This window comes from Paraburkholderia sp. BL17N1, assembly GCF_003634175.1.
GTDB lineage: Bacteria > Pseudomonadota > Gammaproteobacteria > Burkholderiales > Burkholderiaceae > Paraburkholderia.
In genome coordinates, this window is record NZ_RBIW01000002.1 from 1,158,173 (window position 1) to 1,172,616 (window position 14,444).

Consider the following 14,444-nt stretch of genomic DNA (forward strand, 5'->3'; position numbering starts at 1 on the left):
TGAACATGACGCTGCCGTTGGCTGGAGTCCGCGTACTGGACTTATCGAATGTATTGGCCGGGCCGTTTTGCGCGTATCAACTCGCGTTGCTCGGCGCCGAAGTGATCAAGGTCGAGCATCCTGAAGGCGGCGATCTGGCGCGCCGCCTGGGCGCCGACAAGGAGGCGTCGGCGCGCAACATGGGCGCCTCGTTCGTCGCCGTGAACGCGGGCAAGCAATCCGTCACGCTCAATCTGAAAGACCCGCGCGGCAAGGCGATTCTGCGCGATCTCGTGAAAACCGCGGACGTGCTGGTGGAAAATTTCCGGCCCGGCGTGATGACGCGTCTCGGCCTCGATTTCGACGCGCTGCGCGAGGTCAATCCGAAGCTCGTGTATTGCGCGATCTCCGGCTTCGGCATGGACGGCGAGTTTTCGAAGCGCCCTGCTTACGATCAGATCATTCAGGGTATTTCCGGCGTGATGAGCGTGACCGGCGATGCCGACAGCGCCCCATTGCGCGTCGGCTATCCGGTGTCGGACACGGTGGGTGGCCTCACGGCGGCGTTCGGCATTTGCGCCGCGCTGCTCGACGCGCGCACCACGGGACATGGCCGCTTGCTCGATGTGTCGATGCTCGAAGCCACGCTCGCGACAATGGGATGGGTCGTCTCGAACTTCCTGAACGCCGGCGTCACGCCGACGCCGATGGGCAACGAGAATTTCACCGCCGCGCCCTCGGGCACCTTCAAAACCGGCGACGGCCCGCTCAATATCGCCGCTAACGAAAACAAACAGTTCGCGAGCCTGTGTCAGTTGATCGGCCGAACGGATCTGCTCGACGATCCGCGTTTTTCCGAGCGCAACGCGCGCAAGGTGAATCGCGCCGCGTTGAAAGCGGAAATCGAAGCGGCACTCGCGCGCGACAGCGCCGCGAACTGGGAGGACCGTTTCTTCGAAGCCGGCGTGCCGGCCGGCCGCGTGATGTCGGTGCCGGAGATTCTCGCGCATCCGCATCTGGAGTCACGCGGCTTCATCCGCGAATTTGCCGCCGATGCCAATACGGATCGTCAGCGCGTGACTCGCGCGGGCTTTCGTCTGCACGATGCTGACACGGCGCCGAGCACGCCCGCGCCGGTTCTCTCGGCCCACACACATGAACAGCTCGCCGCGCTCGGTTACGACGACGCACACATCGATCAACTACGCGCCGAAGGAGTGATCTGAACATGACGCATGCACTCGACGCAGCGAAGCTCGCTGCCGACTATTGGAGCACCTCGATCATCGACATTCACCCAGGCTCGATCAACGTGCGCGGCTTCCCGATTCAGGAGTTGATCGGCAACATCAGCTTTCCGCAGATGATCTGGCTGATGCTGCGCGGCGAATTGCCCGACACCGAGCAGGCGCGCTTGTTCGAAGCAGCGTTGGTGTCGTCGGTGGATCATGGGCCGCATGCGCCCTCGATTGCGATCTCGCGGATGGCGACCAGTTGCGGCTTGCCGCTAAACGGCGCGATGGCCTCCGCGATTAACGCGTTGGACGACGTGCACGGCGGCGCAGGTCAACAGGCGGTCGAACTGTATGACTCGATCGATGCGCGCATGCAGGCGGGCGCCACGTTGGACGACGCCGTAGAACAAGGCGTGGATGCGTTCATCGCGGAGCACGGTAAATATCTGCCCGGCTTCGGGCATCGCTTTCATCCGGTCGATCCGCGTGCGCCGCGGCTTCTTGCGTTGGTGGATGAGAACGTGCGTACGGAGCGCATCAGCGGACGCTATGCCGCGATTGCGCGCGGCATCGAAGCGCTGCTGATGAGCCGCAAGAGCAAGCCCGTACCGATGAACATCGACGGCGCCACCGCTGTGATTTACGCCGAACTCGGCTTTGCGCCGGAACTGGCGCGCGGCGTGTTCTGCCTTTCGCGCGCGGTCGGGATTCTGTCGCATGCATGGGAACAGCGCGGTCGCAAGGAACGCAACAAAGGTCCGATGCCGCGCCAGATGGCCTACACGTACACCGGCAAGCCCGAGCGGCATTTGCCTTGAGCCGTCCGCGTTGAACCGCTCACCCCAAAACTACTTGCCCTGAACTACTTGTCCTGAACTTCGGTCGCACGCCGCTGCGCGTTGCGCATGGCGCGCGAATCGCCGCCCAGGGCATCAGTGGCGCGCGCGGCGCAATCGAATAGCGCGCCGAGATTGCGTTCGAGGAATGCCTGATCGATACGCGAGCTCGGACCGGCCAGCGTCAGCACGCCACGCAGGCTCTGGCGCACGCCGAATACCGGCATGGAAATCCCCGCCGTCTCCCGGTCGCGTTCGCCAATCGACACACAGTAGAAGTCGTCGCGAATCTTCTCGTACGGTGCGCCCGGCATGCCACCGAAGGCGAGCAATGCAAGGCCGCCCGAACCGCTTTCCAGCGGCAGCACGTCGCCTTCGCGCACGTGAAAACGCACCGCGTGCTTCGAATCCACCCGATGCAAACACACCCGCACCGCTTCGTCACGCACATAGAACGACACGCTTTCGCCGCTGGTTTCCGCGAGATCGCGCATGAGCGGCACGACAATATCGCCGAGGTTCAGGCTGCGCTGGTATAGCGCGCCCAGCATGAAGGTGGCGGAGCCGAGCTGATAGCGGCCGTCGTCGAGACGCAGCAGCAAGCGGTGCTGGATCAGCGAGCCCGCGAGCCGCAACAACGTGCTCTTGTAAAGCCCCGTGCGCGCCGCCAGTTCGGCGAGCGTGAGCGCGTCATCGTCTGGCCGGAACGCGAACAGGATGGCGCAAGCACGATCGATGACGGCCACACCTTCGCTTTCCTTCGTGTTCGATTTGTCCGCGGGCGTTGGCATGGATGGCATAACTTCATAGGGAAGCGGAAATTTTACGCCATGACGCGGGGCTGTCATACCCGCCACACGCGCTTTGGCGCTGATTCCGTGCGCAATGCCGAACTCGAGCGGCCACCGCCGTGCGAACGCCTGCCGGATGCATCACGTTGCATCTTGAGACGATCGCGCGATTTGTTGAGCGCGCCCAGCATTCAGCGTTTGGCCGCCGCCTTTTACAGTACGTCATCGATCGCGCACAGCCGGAACAGCGGCGCGCGACGCAACTTTCGGAGGATCGGTGATGAACAGCAATCGTGGCACGATTCCAGTTGCTTTCTTCGGGATCGCGGTGGGCGTGTTGGCGTTCGCCAATTTGTGGCGCGTGGCGATCAGGCTCTGGCACCTGCCCGCCGTGGTAGGCGATGTGATGACAGTGGCCGCGCTCGTCGTGTGGCTCGTTATTCTGGCGGCCTACGGGCAAAAATGGCTGACGCATGCCGACGAAGCGCGAGCGGAAATGCAGCATCCGGTGCAATCGTCGTTTGCGGCGCTCGCTCCTATTTCGAGCCTGCTCGCGGCCCAGCTTCTGCAGCCTTACGCGCATACATTGGCGCTCGCGCTGTTCGGCGTCGCCGTAGTCGCGCAACTCGCGCTCGGAGCGTATTTGCATGGACGGCTCTGGCAAGGCGGCCGCAAGCCCGAACTGGTGACGCCCGCCATCTATCTGCCGACCGTGGGCGCGAGCTTCGTGGCGGGCACGGCTTCGGCCGCGTTCGGCTTTCACCAACTGGGCGAACTCTTTTTCGGAGCAGGTTTGCTGTCCTGGCTCGCGATCGAATCGCTGATCCTGCACCGCGCCGCCGTGCATGAACCGCTGCCCGACGCATTGCGCCCGGTGCTCGGCATCCAGCTCGCACCGCCGGTCGTCGGGGGCGTGACCTATCTGAGTCTGAGCAGCGGTACTCCTGACCTGTTCGCCACGATTCTGCTCGGTTATGGCTTGTACCAGGCTCTGCTGCTCCTGCGTTTGCTGCCGTGGATTCGCCAACAGGCCTTCGCGCCGGCTTACTGGGCCTTCAGCTTCGGCGTCGCCGCACTGCCGACGATGGCGCTCCGGATGGTCGAACGAGGTGCGACGGGTCCGGTCGAATACGCCGCGCCGGTTCTGTTCATCGCGGCGAATGTGATCATCGCGATTCTGGCGGGGAAGACGTTGGGCTTGCTGGTGCGCGGCAAGCTGATTCCCGCCACTGCGGTTACAAGTGCCCTGCCGGCACCGCAGGCATCCGTCGATTCACGCATTGCACGGGTCGGCTGAAGCGCCCGAACTGCGTCAGCGAGACGAGGCGCGTCCCGTCTCGCCGAAGCGTATCAACGCAACGCGATCACGATCAGCACGGCGCCTACGATCGCCACCGCGTCTTCGTTCAACGCGGCCGGCTGGTCCCGCCCAAAGGCACGCGCCAACGCGCCGCGGACTCTCGCGCCGCCCAGGGTGCCGATCACGGCGCCGATCAATCCCGCGATCAACCCGTTGCCCACTCCGCCATGCGCCGCGCCGATCGCCGCGCCGCTCAAGCCGCCAAGCACGAGACGCGCGCCGAATTGCATCGGCACGGTACGGCTAGGGGTTTTCGGCAGTTGATCGGTGATCAGTTCGACGATGGCCAGCACCGTGAAGATATACGGCGTGGCGGTAAAGCCGAGGAAGGCCAGCGGCGTGTCTTGCAACGGCAACCAGCCCAGATGCGCCGCCCAACTGACCGCGGCGGGCGCGGTCATCGCGCGAAGACCGGCCACGACGCCGATCAGCAATGCCAGCACATAGACAGACATAGGGGACTCCGAATCAAGGCAGCGATGCGTGGTTGATCAAGCCGACGGCTTACCTGGACGAACGTCGGCAGAAGGTGTCGAGCATTTCCATGGACAGTCAACTTCTCACCGCATCCATCGAGGCCGATTCGCTGTTGGCTCCTTTCGGTGTGGCCCTAGTGTCGCACACTTCGATCGGCGCTTCGTCCTCGCATCGCGTTGCGTGGAACGCGTGTGTGCCTGTCCCCGCCGGGATCAGATAGACGCCACCACCAAGGCGCCCACATCCGCGATCGCCGCATTGCTGCGCGCCGCTTTGCCATCCGTTTCGGTGAGGTACACGGTCACCAGCACCGGACCGCGTCCAGGCGGCCAGAGAATCGCTACGTCGTTGGCCGTGCCGTGATCGCCGGTGCCGGTCTTGTCGCCCACGCCCCAATCCTTCGGCAGCTTGGCGCGAATCCGCGCGCCGCCGGTCTCGTTAGCGGCGAGCCACGCCAACAGTTGCGCCCGCGACGATGACGACAGCCGCTCGCCGAGCAGCAGCTCGCGCAGATTGCCGAGCATGGCGTTGGGCGTGGTGGTGTCGCGCAGATCGCCGGGAGTCCCTTCGTTCAGCATCGGCTCGATGCGATCCAGCCGCGTGACGCCGTCACCGAGACTGCGAGCGAACGCGGTCAATCCCGCCGGGCCGCCAAACGTGGCGAGCAACAGATTCGCCGCCGTGTTGTCGCTGAGCGTGATCGCCGCCTTGCACAGCTCGGCGATGCTCATGCCCGCATTGCCGGTCAGTTCGCGCGTGTGCTTGCTCGTGGCCGGCGAATTGGACACCACGTCGCTTTGTGAAAACACCACGCGCCGCTGCAAGTCTTCCTCGCCACGATCCGTACGCGCCAATACAGCGCCCGCCACCAGCATCTTGAAGGTGCTGCACATGGGAAAGCGCTCGTCGGTCCGCAAGCCGGCGTGCAAGCCGGACATCGTATCGACGATCGAGACACCCAGCCGGCCGCCGCTCGCCGCTTCGATTTCAACGAGCCGCCGGCGGATCGCATCCGCCTTCGCCAACTGGCGCCCCTGCGCTGCCGCGCCCGTTTTCACCGCCTTGCCGGATGCCTTGCCAAACGCGCCGGCGCTCCCAACCGCAAGCCCAGCTATCGAAACGCCCAACATCGCCCCCGCGAACTTCCGTCTTGTGATCATCGCCGCTCCTTTGTGAAGCCGCCACTATCGGTTTTCCGCCGGTCGCTGACAAACGATGATAAGTTAGCCTACTCCCAAGAAAATCTTATGCCTTCGCCATGAGACCGTACCTTCCGTTGAACGCGCTGCGCGCCTTCGAATCGTCCGCGCGGCATCTGAGCTTCACGCGCGCGGCACTCGAACTGAACGTCACCCAGGCCGCCGTCAGCCAGCAGGTCAGAACCCTGGAGGAGCGGCTTGGCACCACGCTGTTCAAGCGTCTGCCGCGCGGCCTCGCCATGACCGACGAGGGCCTCGCGCTGCGTCCGGTGCTGACCGATGCATTCGATCGCATCGAAGCGGTGCTCAAACAATTCGAAGGCGGCCACTTTCACGAGGTCCTGACGGTGGGCGTGGTGGGCACCTTCGCGGTCGGCTGGCTGATGCCGCGCCTCAAGTCGTTCCGCGACGCGCATCCGTTCGTCGAACTGCGGCTGCTGACCAACAACAACCTGGTCGATCTCGCCACCGAAGGCCTCGACTTGGCGATCCGTTTCGGCGACGGCACGTGGCCCGGTTCGCTCGCGACGCGCCTGCTCGACGCACCGCTCGCGCTGCTGTGCACACCGGAGATCGCCGCGCGCCTGTCGAAGCCGGAGGATCTCGTCGACGAAACCTTGCTGCGCTCCTATCGCACTGATGACTGGCTGAGCTGGTTCGGCGCCGCGGGCATTCCGCCGCGGACGATTCGCGGGCCGGTGTTCGATTCGTCGCGGCTGATGGTGGAAGCGGCAATGCAGGGCGCGGGTATTGCGCTCGCGCCCGCGCTGATGTTCGATCACGAGATCAACACAGGCCGGCTGGTGCGCCCGTTCGACGTGGAGGTTCATGCCGGCAGTTACTGGCTGACATGGCTGAAGGGCAAAACCATGACACCGGCGATGCTGCTGTTCAATCAATGGATCATCAAGGAAGCGTCTGCGCAGACGTAGAACTAGGCAGCCAGCAATGCGCGGCGATGTCCGTTCATGGCAGGCCGTTCGGCTTGCGGCGGAAACACATTCCACGAGCCGTCGTCGTGACGGAAGAAGAAGATCGACAGCATGCCACCCGGGCGCAAGGCTTCCACGCATACATAGCGCTGATGTTGCGACGCACGGTGGCAGAACTGCACGACGCGTGCGGGCATCGACGGGGTCGGGGCAAGCCATTTGTCTACGGCCCAATGCAAGGTCTTTTCCGCTGCGGCCATGATGTTCTCCTTGAATCCTTGAACGGTTGAATTACTGAAACGAGTCGTTGAAGTTCGACGCTGTCGGTTCACGCCAACTGAGCGGCGCCGTGAACGCCCTTCGCGCTGCTTTCCACAAAGGCCTTCACGAGGCACACCAGCGCATGTATGCCGGTACGCGGATGGCGCAGGCAGCAATGCACTTGTTCGCTACGGCTTTCGCCAATCAGGCACCATGCGCAGAAGTGCTCGCAGTTGTTCGTTAGCAGCCGATAGTGGTTTTCGCCGAGACGGGAGCGTGCGCGGCGTACGGCTTCGTCGCCGACGTAGCGGGCGGATGGGGTCGGACGAATCGTCAACGGATGGCCGGCGGCGAAGCGTTCCAGTTCTACTTCTTCAACCGGGCCGCGATGCGCTGAACCCGCGAAGCCCGAGTAATGAACCACGCGTCCATTGCCCACATAAATGCCGTGGTGCTCGTAACCGCGACGTTGCGTGACGAGATGCGCGCCGATCGGCAGGTCGATGGTGGACGCGGCGTCGCAGCGGTCTGCACTGTGTTCGCTGCTGGTTTGGTTCGTGTTCATGGCTGTCTCGCTTCGATTCCAACACTGTTGCGAGATCTTTTGCATCATCCGGGCCATGTGCGCGAAAGCCTTCATTTAAAGGGCTTCGCGGGAAATGGTGGGATTCTGGAAGCGACGAGTGTGCGTTGCGGCCCGACAGAAATCCCGCCGAAGTGTCAGCGAGCGGCGCTCATTTTTAGCGCTGTAGATGGGGAAAGTACTTCGGGTTGAAGAGGTGTGACGAACAGCAGAAATGTGTTGGGTCGCGCATCGGTTCGAGTGCGGGCATGTTGGCTGCCAGCCGACCGATGAATTCATGCGCGTCCATGCACTGCATAAGCAGACGCTCGGAATCGCCCGGCAATCAAGGCGCTACGACAAAGCGCACGAATCATTCGCAAATTGGCATAGCACTTGCACTATAACGGCCAGATACATCTTAACCGCGCGTCACCGCGCGCGTTACACACGCGGCCAACCGGAGAAACGACATGGCTTCTATTACAGTGAGCGACCTCTCGCTGAACCTCGCGCTAGACCGTAAAGCGATGGCGGCGATCCGCGGCGGCGGCGGCGCCCCGTGGGTGTACGGCTGGATTCAGCCCTACGTGCGCGATACGCCGAGCATTGGACCCGTCGTGAACCTGTACGACGTCACCAACAACTTCTATGCTAACCAGATGATCAACACGTTCCAGTCGGTCGATGTACGCAACACCGGCGCGAACTCGAACATCCGTGTCTCTCCCGACGCACGCAGCACAAACGACATGGTGTAAACGTTGTGACCTGTGCGAGCCAATTTCGCTGGACGTCGTCCGCGCGTTCCGACGCCGGATGCGTCCGCGAAATCAACGAAGATTCGTGCCTCGACCAGTCCGCGCTCGGACGCTGGGCCGTCGCCGACGGCATGGGCGGACACGCGGTCGGCGATCTGGCGAGCCGTCTGGTGATCGACGCGCTCAGCGGGCTGACGCCGCCCGTCAGCATGAAGTCCTTCGTCGCCGATGCGCGCGCGCGCCTGCAAACCGCCAATCGCCAATTGCGGGAAGAAGCCGCGCGCCGCCAGGTGCAGCGTATCGGCAGCACGGTCGTCGTGCTGCTCGCCTGTGATCGCTTCTGCGGCTACATCTGGGCCGGCGACAGCCGCCTGTACCTGCTGCGCGAAAACAGCCTGCGGCAACTCACGCGCGACCACAGTCAGGTGGAAGCGCTGAAGTCGCTTGGCGTGCTTACCGAGGAAGAGGCGCGGCATCATCCGGCGCAACACATGATCACGCGCGCCGTCGGCGCCACCGATCTGCTCGAACTCGACGACGATGCGATCGAGGTCGCGGACGGCGACGTCTTCCTTCTCTGCAGCGACGGCCTGAGCAACGAAGTCAGCGAAGAAGACATGCTCGCTGTGCTGAGCAATGCGGCCAGCGCGAACGCGTCTGAAGAACTCGTCGACATGGCGCTCGCGCGTGGCGGCCGCGACAACATCACCGCCGTGGTCGTGCGCGCCGAAGACCCTAACGCGGCCGACAAAACGCTGCTCAACCCGGCGCCATGAAACTATTGGCGTGACGCCGCGGTCTCAGGTCTCGTTGTCTTCATCGTCGCGGTCTTCAGCGCCGTTCTTGTTCGCGGCCGGCTGATTACGATTGCGAAAATCCTTCGAATGCAAGCCGTGTTTCTTCAGAAGCATCTGCAGATGCGAGCGATTCATGTCGATACGACGGGCCAGTTCCGCGACGGTGCCGCTCACTTCGCGAAGGCCGCGCTCAAGGAAGGCTTTTTCGGCGTCGTCGCTGGCGGCGCGTTTCGCGTCGCTCAGCGACATCAGGTTCGCCACGCTGATCGGCTCCTGCCCACTTGCGGTCGCGGCGTTGGACGCCGCCGCCGACCCGGGCGCCGCCGGCCGCATATCCACAGGCAAATGATCGACGTCGGCCATGTCGCCGGCGAGGCACGACACGCGATACATCACGTTGCGCAACTCGCGGATATTGCCTGGATACGCATAGTTCAGCAGAAAGTCCCGCAAACGCGGCGTCAATCGCACGGGCCTGCGCTTTAACGTGCCGGCGGCTTCGTCGCCGAACCACGAAATCAGCAACGGAATTTCGTCGCGACGCTCGCGCAGCGGCGGCAACGTCACATGAATCACGCTAAGCCGGTAGAACAGATCCTCGCGGAATTTGCCCTCCTCGCTGAGTTGCCGAAGATTGCGATTGGTCGCCGCGACGATGCGTGTGTCCACCGCAATCGTTTCATCGGACCCGACGCGTTGAATCTCATGCGCTTCCAGCACACGCAACAGCTTGACCTGGCCGGCAAGCGGCAATTCGCCGATTTCGTCGAGAAAGATCGTGCCTGTATGCGCGCTTTCGAATTTGCCCTTGCGATCGTTCGAAGCGCCCGTGAACGCGCCCTTGCGATGCCCGAACAATTCCGACTCCAGCAGGTTGTCAGGAATCGCGCCGCAGTTCACGGAAATGAAGGGTTTGTCGGAACGTGAACCGTTGGCGTGAATCACCTTCGCCATCAGCTCCTTGCCGGTGCCGCTTTCGCCGTCGATCAATACCGGTAAATCGGTCGGCGCGGCTTTCTCAGCGATTTCCAGCGATTCGAGCAGGCGTGGATTGTCGCCGAACGTCCCTTCAAAAATGAAACTGCGTTCGAGCAACGCCTTGCGGCGCGCGCCACGCGACAGGTCGGCGCGCTCCTGCGGCTCCGCGGCCACCGCCGCCTGCACGAAGCGCTCCTTGTGCGAAAGCTGCATCACCTCGTCGCGCAGCGAGGTGGCTTGCCGGAGCAGCTTGTCGATGTCCGCGCGCTCCAGCCGCGACGACCAGCGCAGTGTCGAGCGTAGAATCTCGATCCGCTCGATCAGGCCCGCGTATGAAATCGCGGGGCTGGCCTCTTCAATCTGGTCGAGTATCTTCATCATCATGCACTCAACTGTTTCTGTACCAGCTGGTAATACATGCCGCCGCGCTGAATCAGTTCATCGTGGCGCCCCTGTTCGACAATCGCCCCTTCATACAGCACGAGAATCTTGTCGGCACGCATGATCGTGCTGAGCCGGTGCGCGATGATCACCGCCGTGCGGCCCTTCAGAATGTCGTGCATATTGCCGAGGATATTGCTCTCCGATTGCGAGTCCAGTGCCGAGGTCGCTTCGTCGAATACGAGCAGACGCGGATCGTGATACAGCGCCCGCGCAATGCACAGCCGCTGGATCTGCCCGCCCGACAAGCCGATGCCGCGCTCGCCGACAATCTGCTCATAGCCGAGCGGCATCTTGCTGATGAATCCGTGCGCGTCGGCCATCTTCGCGACCTCCTCGATGCGGCGCCGGTCGGGCGCGTCGTCGCCGCTCGCGATGTTCTCGGAAATCGTGCCGGAGAACAGCAGATTGCTCTGCATCACATAGCCGATCTGCGCACGGTAATAGGCTTTATCGACCACGCTGAGATCGTAGCCGTCGATCGTCATCTTGCCTTCGGTCGGCGTATAGAAGCCGACCAGCAATTTGGCGAGCGTGGTCTTGCCCGACCCGCTGCGTCCGACAATCGCCACCAGTTCGCCGGGCTTGATATCGAAGCTGATGTTTTCGAGCACGTACGCCGAGTCGTTTTCGCCATAGCGGAAATAGACGCCGCTGAGGCTGATCTCGCCTTGCAGTTCGGGCAACATCACGCGCGACGGCAAATCCTGGGGCTTCTGCTCGGGTTCGATATCGAGCACATCGCCCAGGCGCTCCATCGCCACGCCCGCGTCGTTCAACATGCTCCATAAACCGACCAGGCCCATGAGCGGACCCAGCACGCTCCCCATGAACGCATTGAACGCGATCAACTGACCAATCGTCATTTCGCGCGCCAGCACGAGATTCGCGCCGACCCACAGAATCGCGATCGTCGTCGCGGCGTTCAGCAACTGACTGCCGAGTCCCACGAGAATGTTGAACGCGTGGGCGCGATATTGCACTTCGAGCGCCTTCGCGTACTTCTTCTCCCAGCGCAAGCGCACCGGCCGCTCGATCCCCATGCCCTTGATGGTCTCCACGCCGGCGAGCGCTTCCATCAGAAACGACTTAGATTCGGTCGACGCGGTGAACACTTCGCGCGCATAGCCTTTGATCTTCGGCGTGGCGATCGCGGTCAGGGCCATGATCGGAATGACAAAAGCAATCAGCACCAGCGTCATCTTCACGTTGTAGACGAACATGATCGTGAAGTAGATGAAGACCATCAGCAGGTTCAACGCCGTGGTGACAGTGGACTCGGTCAGGAACGCACGGATCGTCTGGTTCTCCTGAAAGCGCGCGAAAATGTCGCCGGTCTTGCGCTTGGCGAAAAACGAGAACGGCAGTGACATGGTGTGCTTGAAGAACTGCGACATCATCGCGAAGTCCATATTGCGCACCATGAAGTTCGCCAGATACGCGCGAATCGACGACATCAATTGCGAAAAGACATTGGCGATGATCAGGCCGCCGATCAGCAGATGCAGCAGGCTGACATTCTGATGCACGATCACGCCGTCGAGAATGTTCTGGATAATCAGCGGCGGAATTACGCCCAGTACCTGAATCACGAAGGTGGCGAGAAACAGGTGGCCGAGAATCTTCTTGTACGGCTTGAGGTAACCGACAAAGCGAATCCACGGCGAACGCGCGGCGGACATTTGCAGCAGATGCGGTCCGCCGGTAAACAGCAGACAGGTGCCGCTCCAGCCGCGCTCGAAATCTTCGACCGTCATTTTCTTGAAGCCGACCGCCGGATCCGCGACCCACACGTAATCCTTGGAGAGCCCGTAGACCACGACGTAGTGATAGCCCTCCCAGTGGACAATGAACGGCAGATCGAAACCGCGCAACGAATCGAATGTGCATTGCACGCCGCGCGCTGTAAAGCCGAGCGATTCGCCGGCGCGCGCCAGACTGTCGAGCGTCGCGCCCTGGGTCGTGACGTTGGCGAGCTCGCGCAACTTACCTAGCGTCATTGGAATACTGTAGTGGCGGCATACCATCGCAAGGCACGCCGCACCGCAATCCATTTCCTCCGCCTGCTCGACCAGCGCGAAGCGTTTGATGACTTTCTCGCCGAACTCGGGCTTGCTTTGCAAATCGAGCATCAGCGGCAGCTTGCGGCGCTGTTCGACCCGTTTTTGCCGCTGCAATTCGCGGTCGCCGTAGCGAATGCGCTCGTCGAGCACTTCGCGCAGTTTCGGATTGCGTTCGAGAATGAAGTGAACGGTGCGCTCCGGAATCACCAGCAACCGCGTATCGGTTGTCGCGACCACCGACGCCATCTGCTCCTGGCGCATCAAACACGCTTTTTCGCCGAATATCTCGCCTTCTCCGAGCGTGGCGAGCGTGTAGTCATGCCCCTCCTCGTGCCGCACGATACGCACTTCGCCATGGCGCACCACGTAAAGGCGCCGGTCCTCGCGTCCGTCCTGCTTGAGGATTTCCTTGCCCGCGGCCACCCGTTTCACGCCGACGCTGCGCACATACTCTTCGAGTTCGGCCTTGTTCAGTTTGCCGCGCAGATCGAATAACTGCGCGACGAAACCGCCCGCCGAATTGATCGCCACATAGCTGGCAACGAACGCCAACGCGGCCTGATTGCCCGCGATCACAGGCTCGATCGCGGCGCGCGGAATGAACAGCAACTCGGTTTTCGCCGACGACCGCACCGACGCTTCGTGGACATAGGTGCGCAACATCGCGATATCGGCGAAGATCTCGCCCGACTTGCGCACCCCCATGCTGGTTTCCTTACCGTGCTCCTCAGTAAATATCCGCACGGAACCCGAACGAATCACATACAGCCCGTCAGCCGTCTCGCCCGCTGAGCAAACCGTTTCTCCGAACGAATAGAAGCGCGCTTGCGCGTATTCAGCAAGACGCTCGATCTCGTCGCGCGAGAACGGCGAAAAAATTTCCACCGAGGTGAGAAACTCGGCTGCGGAGGGCGCGGTCTGGGGTGCATCCATGTGCTTACGGACCTCGAATCGGCGTGTCGCGGTGTTGTTTCAATACGGCGCGTGGTCTCGAACGGCCTAGCGCGCTTCGATCACGTGCTCCTGGGCGCGTGAGATCAACCAGCTTTCGCGCAGCAGGCGCCGGACTTCGGAGGCCACGTCGGCGTCGAGCGTCGCCGGATATTTGGCCGTCACGGCGAAAATCTCGAAGCACGAACGATCCGCCGACGGAAACGGTCCCAGCAGATCGCCCACCGCCGCGTTGAAAATCTTCGCTTCGATATCGGGCTTCAACGAGCCGCGCAGCACCTTGCCGATCACGCCGCCCGCCTCGCGCGTATCCGCGATGGAATGCTCGCGCGCCATGTCGGCGAAACTGTCGGGATCGTCGTGCAGGTACGAAATCATTTCTTTCGCCTTGCCCTCGCTGTCCAGCACGATGTGGCTCACCTCGATCGCATCGAACTTCGGCGAATTGAGCGCGAAGTAATCCTTGATCGCGGCCTCGTTACCGATTTCGTCGAGCATCTTCTCCTGATACAACCCGTCCGTAATGAAGACCTCGAATTCGTCGAGACTGACATTCAGGGCGTCGAGATACTGATTCATATCCGTCGCGCGGTGCAGGCCGCGTACGCGGCGGAACTGATCGGCGCGTTGCTGGATTTCATCGGCGGTGACAGTGATGCCCTGCTTCTTCGCTGCGTGAACCGTGAGCTTGTCGCGCACGATCTGCTCGATCAGGCTCTCGAACTGGCCGGTCAGTTTCAGAAGACGAATGAACTCGGCCACGTCCACGACTTCGTCATCGATTCGCACTATCGCGGTCATTTCTTCCGCTCCTTTAATTG

The 14,444-nt window shown here is 62.3% G+C and carries 14 protein-coding genes; 6 read left to right on the top strand and 8 right to left on the bottom strand.

The annotated features are described in order from the left end of the window. Positions 1-5: 5 nt before the first annotated feature. Together B0G82_RS25085 and B0G82_RS25090 are read left to right on the top strand one after the other, a co-directional pair. On the top strand, positions 6-1,205 hold the full coding sequence (locus tag B0G82_RS25085) for a CoA transferase (protein ID WP_121309405.1): 1,200 nt from the start codon (positions 6-8) through the stop codon (positions 1,203-1,205). Positions 1,206-1,207: 2 nt separating this feature from the next. Continuing rightward, complete coding sequence (locus tag B0G82_RS25090; RefSeq protein WP_121309406.1) at positions 1,208-2,032, top strand: citryl-CoA lyase; 825 nt, start codon at positions 1,208-1,210, stop codon at positions 2,030-2,032. A 44-nt stretch (positions 2,033-2,076) separates the two neighbouring features. Here B0G82_RS25090 and B0G82_RS25095 read toward each other — a convergent pair whose 3' ends face one another. Further along, the gene (locus tag B0G82_RS25095) at positions 2,077-2,841 is read right to left on the bottom strand and encodes an IclR family transcriptional regulator (protein WP_121309407.1); all 765 of its coding nucleotides are present in this window, start codon (positions 2,839-2,841) and stop codon (positions 2,077-2,079) included. Positions 2,842-3,121: 280 nt separating this feature from the next. Between B0G82_RS25095 and tehA the strand changes: the two genes are divergently transcribed. Continuing rightward, positions 3,122-4,138 carry a dicarboxylate transporter/tellurite-resistance protein TehA gene (gene tehA, locus B0G82_RS25100; protein ID WP_121309408.1) on the top strand — a complete coding sequence of 339 codons (1,017 nt, stop codon included), beginning with the start codon at positions 3,122-3,124 and terminating at the stop codon, positions 4,136-4,138. Positions 4,139-4,191: 53 nt separating this feature from the next. On the opposite strand, the gene B0G82_RS25105 is transcribed toward tehA, so the two are convergent. Together B0G82_RS25105 and bla are read right to left on the bottom strand one after the other, a co-directional pair. After that, a complete protein-coding gene (locus tag B0G82_RS25105) occupies positions 4,192-4,656 on the bottom strand; it encodes a DUF4126 domain-containing protein (protein WP_121309409.1) in 465 nt (154 codons plus the stop codon). 234 nt (positions 4,657-4,890) lie between these two features. Continuing rightward, the gene (gene bla / locus B0G82_RS25110; protein WP_121309410.1) at positions 4,891-5,838 is read right to left on the bottom strand and encodes a class A beta-lactamase; all 948 of its coding nucleotides are present in this window, start codon (positions 5,836-5,838) and stop codon (positions 4,891-4,893) included. 98 nt (positions 5,839-5,936) lie between these two features. On the opposite strand from bla, the gene B0G82_RS25115 reads away from it, so the two are divergent. Next, the gene (locus B0G82_RS25115; protein WP_121309411.1) at positions 5,937-6,809 is read left to right on the top strand and encodes a LysR substrate-binding domain-containing protein; all 873 of its coding nucleotides are present in this window, start codon (positions 5,937-5,939) and stop codon (positions 6,807-6,809) included. A 2-nt stretch (positions 6,810-6,811) separates the two neighbouring features. Here the strand turns inward: B0G82_RS25115 and B0G82_RS25120 are convergent, their stop codons facing one another. Further along, the gene (locus B0G82_RS25120) at positions 6,812-7,069 is read right to left on the bottom strand and encodes a hypothetical protein (protein WP_012425909.1); all 258 of its coding nucleotides are present in this window, start codon (positions 7,067-7,069) and stop codon (positions 6,812-6,814) included. Positions 7,070-7,137: 68 nt separating this feature from the next. Beyond that, on the bottom strand, positions 7,138-7,635 hold the full coding sequence (locus B0G82_RS25125) for a lecithin retinol acyltransferase family protein (protein ID WP_121310832.1): 498 nt from the start codon (positions 7,633-7,635) through the stop codon (positions 7,138-7,140). A gap of 470 nt (positions 7,636-8,105) precedes the next feature. Here B0G82_RS25125 and B0G82_RS25130 point away from each other — a divergent pair, with 470 nt between their 5' ends. After that, positions 8,106-8,393: a hypothetical protein gene (locus B0G82_RS25130; protein WP_116122949.1), complete on the top strand. Its 288-nt coding sequence runs from the start codon at positions 8,106-8,108 to the stop codon at positions 8,391-8,393. 5 nt (positions 8,394-8,398) lie between these two features. Next, positions 8,399-9,169, top strand: coding sequence for a protein phosphatase 2C domain-containing protein (locus B0G82_RS25135; protein ID WP_116146335.1), 771 nt, complete (start codon positions 8,399-8,401; stop codon positions 9,167-9,169). A gap of 24 nt (positions 9,170-9,193) precedes the next feature. On the opposite strand, the gene B0G82_RS25140 is transcribed toward B0G82_RS25135, so the two are convergent. The 3 genes from B0G82_RS25140 to B0G82_RS25150 all read right to left on the bottom strand — a co-directional run bounded on the left by B0G82_RS25140 (position 9,194) and on the right by B0G82_RS25150 (position 14,424). Continuing rightward, a complete protein-coding gene (locus tag B0G82_RS25140; protein ID WP_106278789.1) occupies positions 9,194-10,549 on the bottom strand; it encodes a sigma 54-interacting transcriptional regulator in 1,356 nt (451 codons plus the stop codon). Further along, entirely contained in the window at positions 10,549-13,605 is a 3,057-nt protein-coding gene (locus B0G82_RS25145; RefSeq protein WP_121309412.1) for a peptidase domain-containing ABC transporter, read from the bottom strand. The genes B0G82_RS25140 and B0G82_RS25145 overlap by 1 nt, the downstream gene beginning before the upstream one ends. A 66-nt stretch (positions 13,606-13,671) precedes the next feature. Further along, complete coding sequence (locus B0G82_RS25150) at positions 13,672-14,424, bottom strand: peptidylprolyl isomerase (protein WP_106278795.1); 753 nt, start codon at positions 14,422-14,424, stop codon at positions 13,672-13,674. Positions 14,425-14,444: the final 20 nt, after the last annotated feature.

Coding starts and splice junctions, on each gene's coding strand:
- B0G82_RS25145 (WP_121309412.1), bottom strand. CDS start 13,605: ATGGATGCACCCCAGACCGCGCCCTCCGCAGCCGAGTTTCTCACCTCG.
- B0G82_RS25115 (WP_121309411.1), top strand. CDS start 5,937: ATGAGACCGTACCTTCCGTTGAACGCGCTGCGCGCCTTCGAATCGTCC.
- B0G82_RS25125 (WP_121310832.1), bottom strand. CDS start 7,635: ATGAACACGAACCAAACCAGCAGCGAACACAGTGCAGACCGCTGCGAC.
- B0G82_RS25090 (WP_121309406.1), top strand. CDS start 1,208: ATGACGCATGCACTCGACGCAGCGAAGCTCGCTGCCGACTATTGGAGC.
- B0G82_RS25130 (WP_116122949.1), top strand. CDS start 8,106: ATGGCTTCTATTACAGTGAGCGACCTCTCGCTGAACCTCGCGCTAGAC.
- B0G82_RS25150 (WP_106278795.1), bottom strand. CDS start 14,424: ATGACCGCGATAGTGCGAATCGATGACGAAGTCGTGGACGTGGCCGAG.
- tehA (WP_121309408.1), top strand. CDS start 3,122: ATGAACAGCAATCGTGGCACGATTCCAGTTGCTTTCTTCGGGATCGCG.
- B0G82_RS25095 (WP_121309407.1), bottom strand. CDS start 2,841: ATGCCAACGCCCGCGGACAAATCGAACACGAAGGAAAGCGAAGGTGTG.
- B0G82_RS25085 (WP_121309405.1), top strand. CDS start 6: ATGACGCTGCCGTTGGCTGGAGTCCGCGTACTGGACTTATCGAATGTA.
- B0G82_RS25105 (WP_121309409.1), bottom strand. CDS start 4,656: ATGTCTGTCTATGTGCTGGCATTGCTGATCGGCGTCGTGGCCGGTCTT.
- B0G82_RS25120 (WP_012425909.1), bottom strand. CDS start 7,069: ATGGCCGCAGCGGAAAAGACCTTGCATTGGGCCGTAGACAAATGGCTT.
- bla (WP_121309410.1), bottom strand. CDS start 5,838: ATGATCACAAGACGGAAGTTCGCGGGGGCGATGTTGGGCGTTTCGATA.
- B0G82_RS25140 (WP_106278789.1), bottom strand. CDS start 10,549: ATGATGAAGATACTCGACCAGATTGAAGAGGCCAGCCCCGCGATTTCA.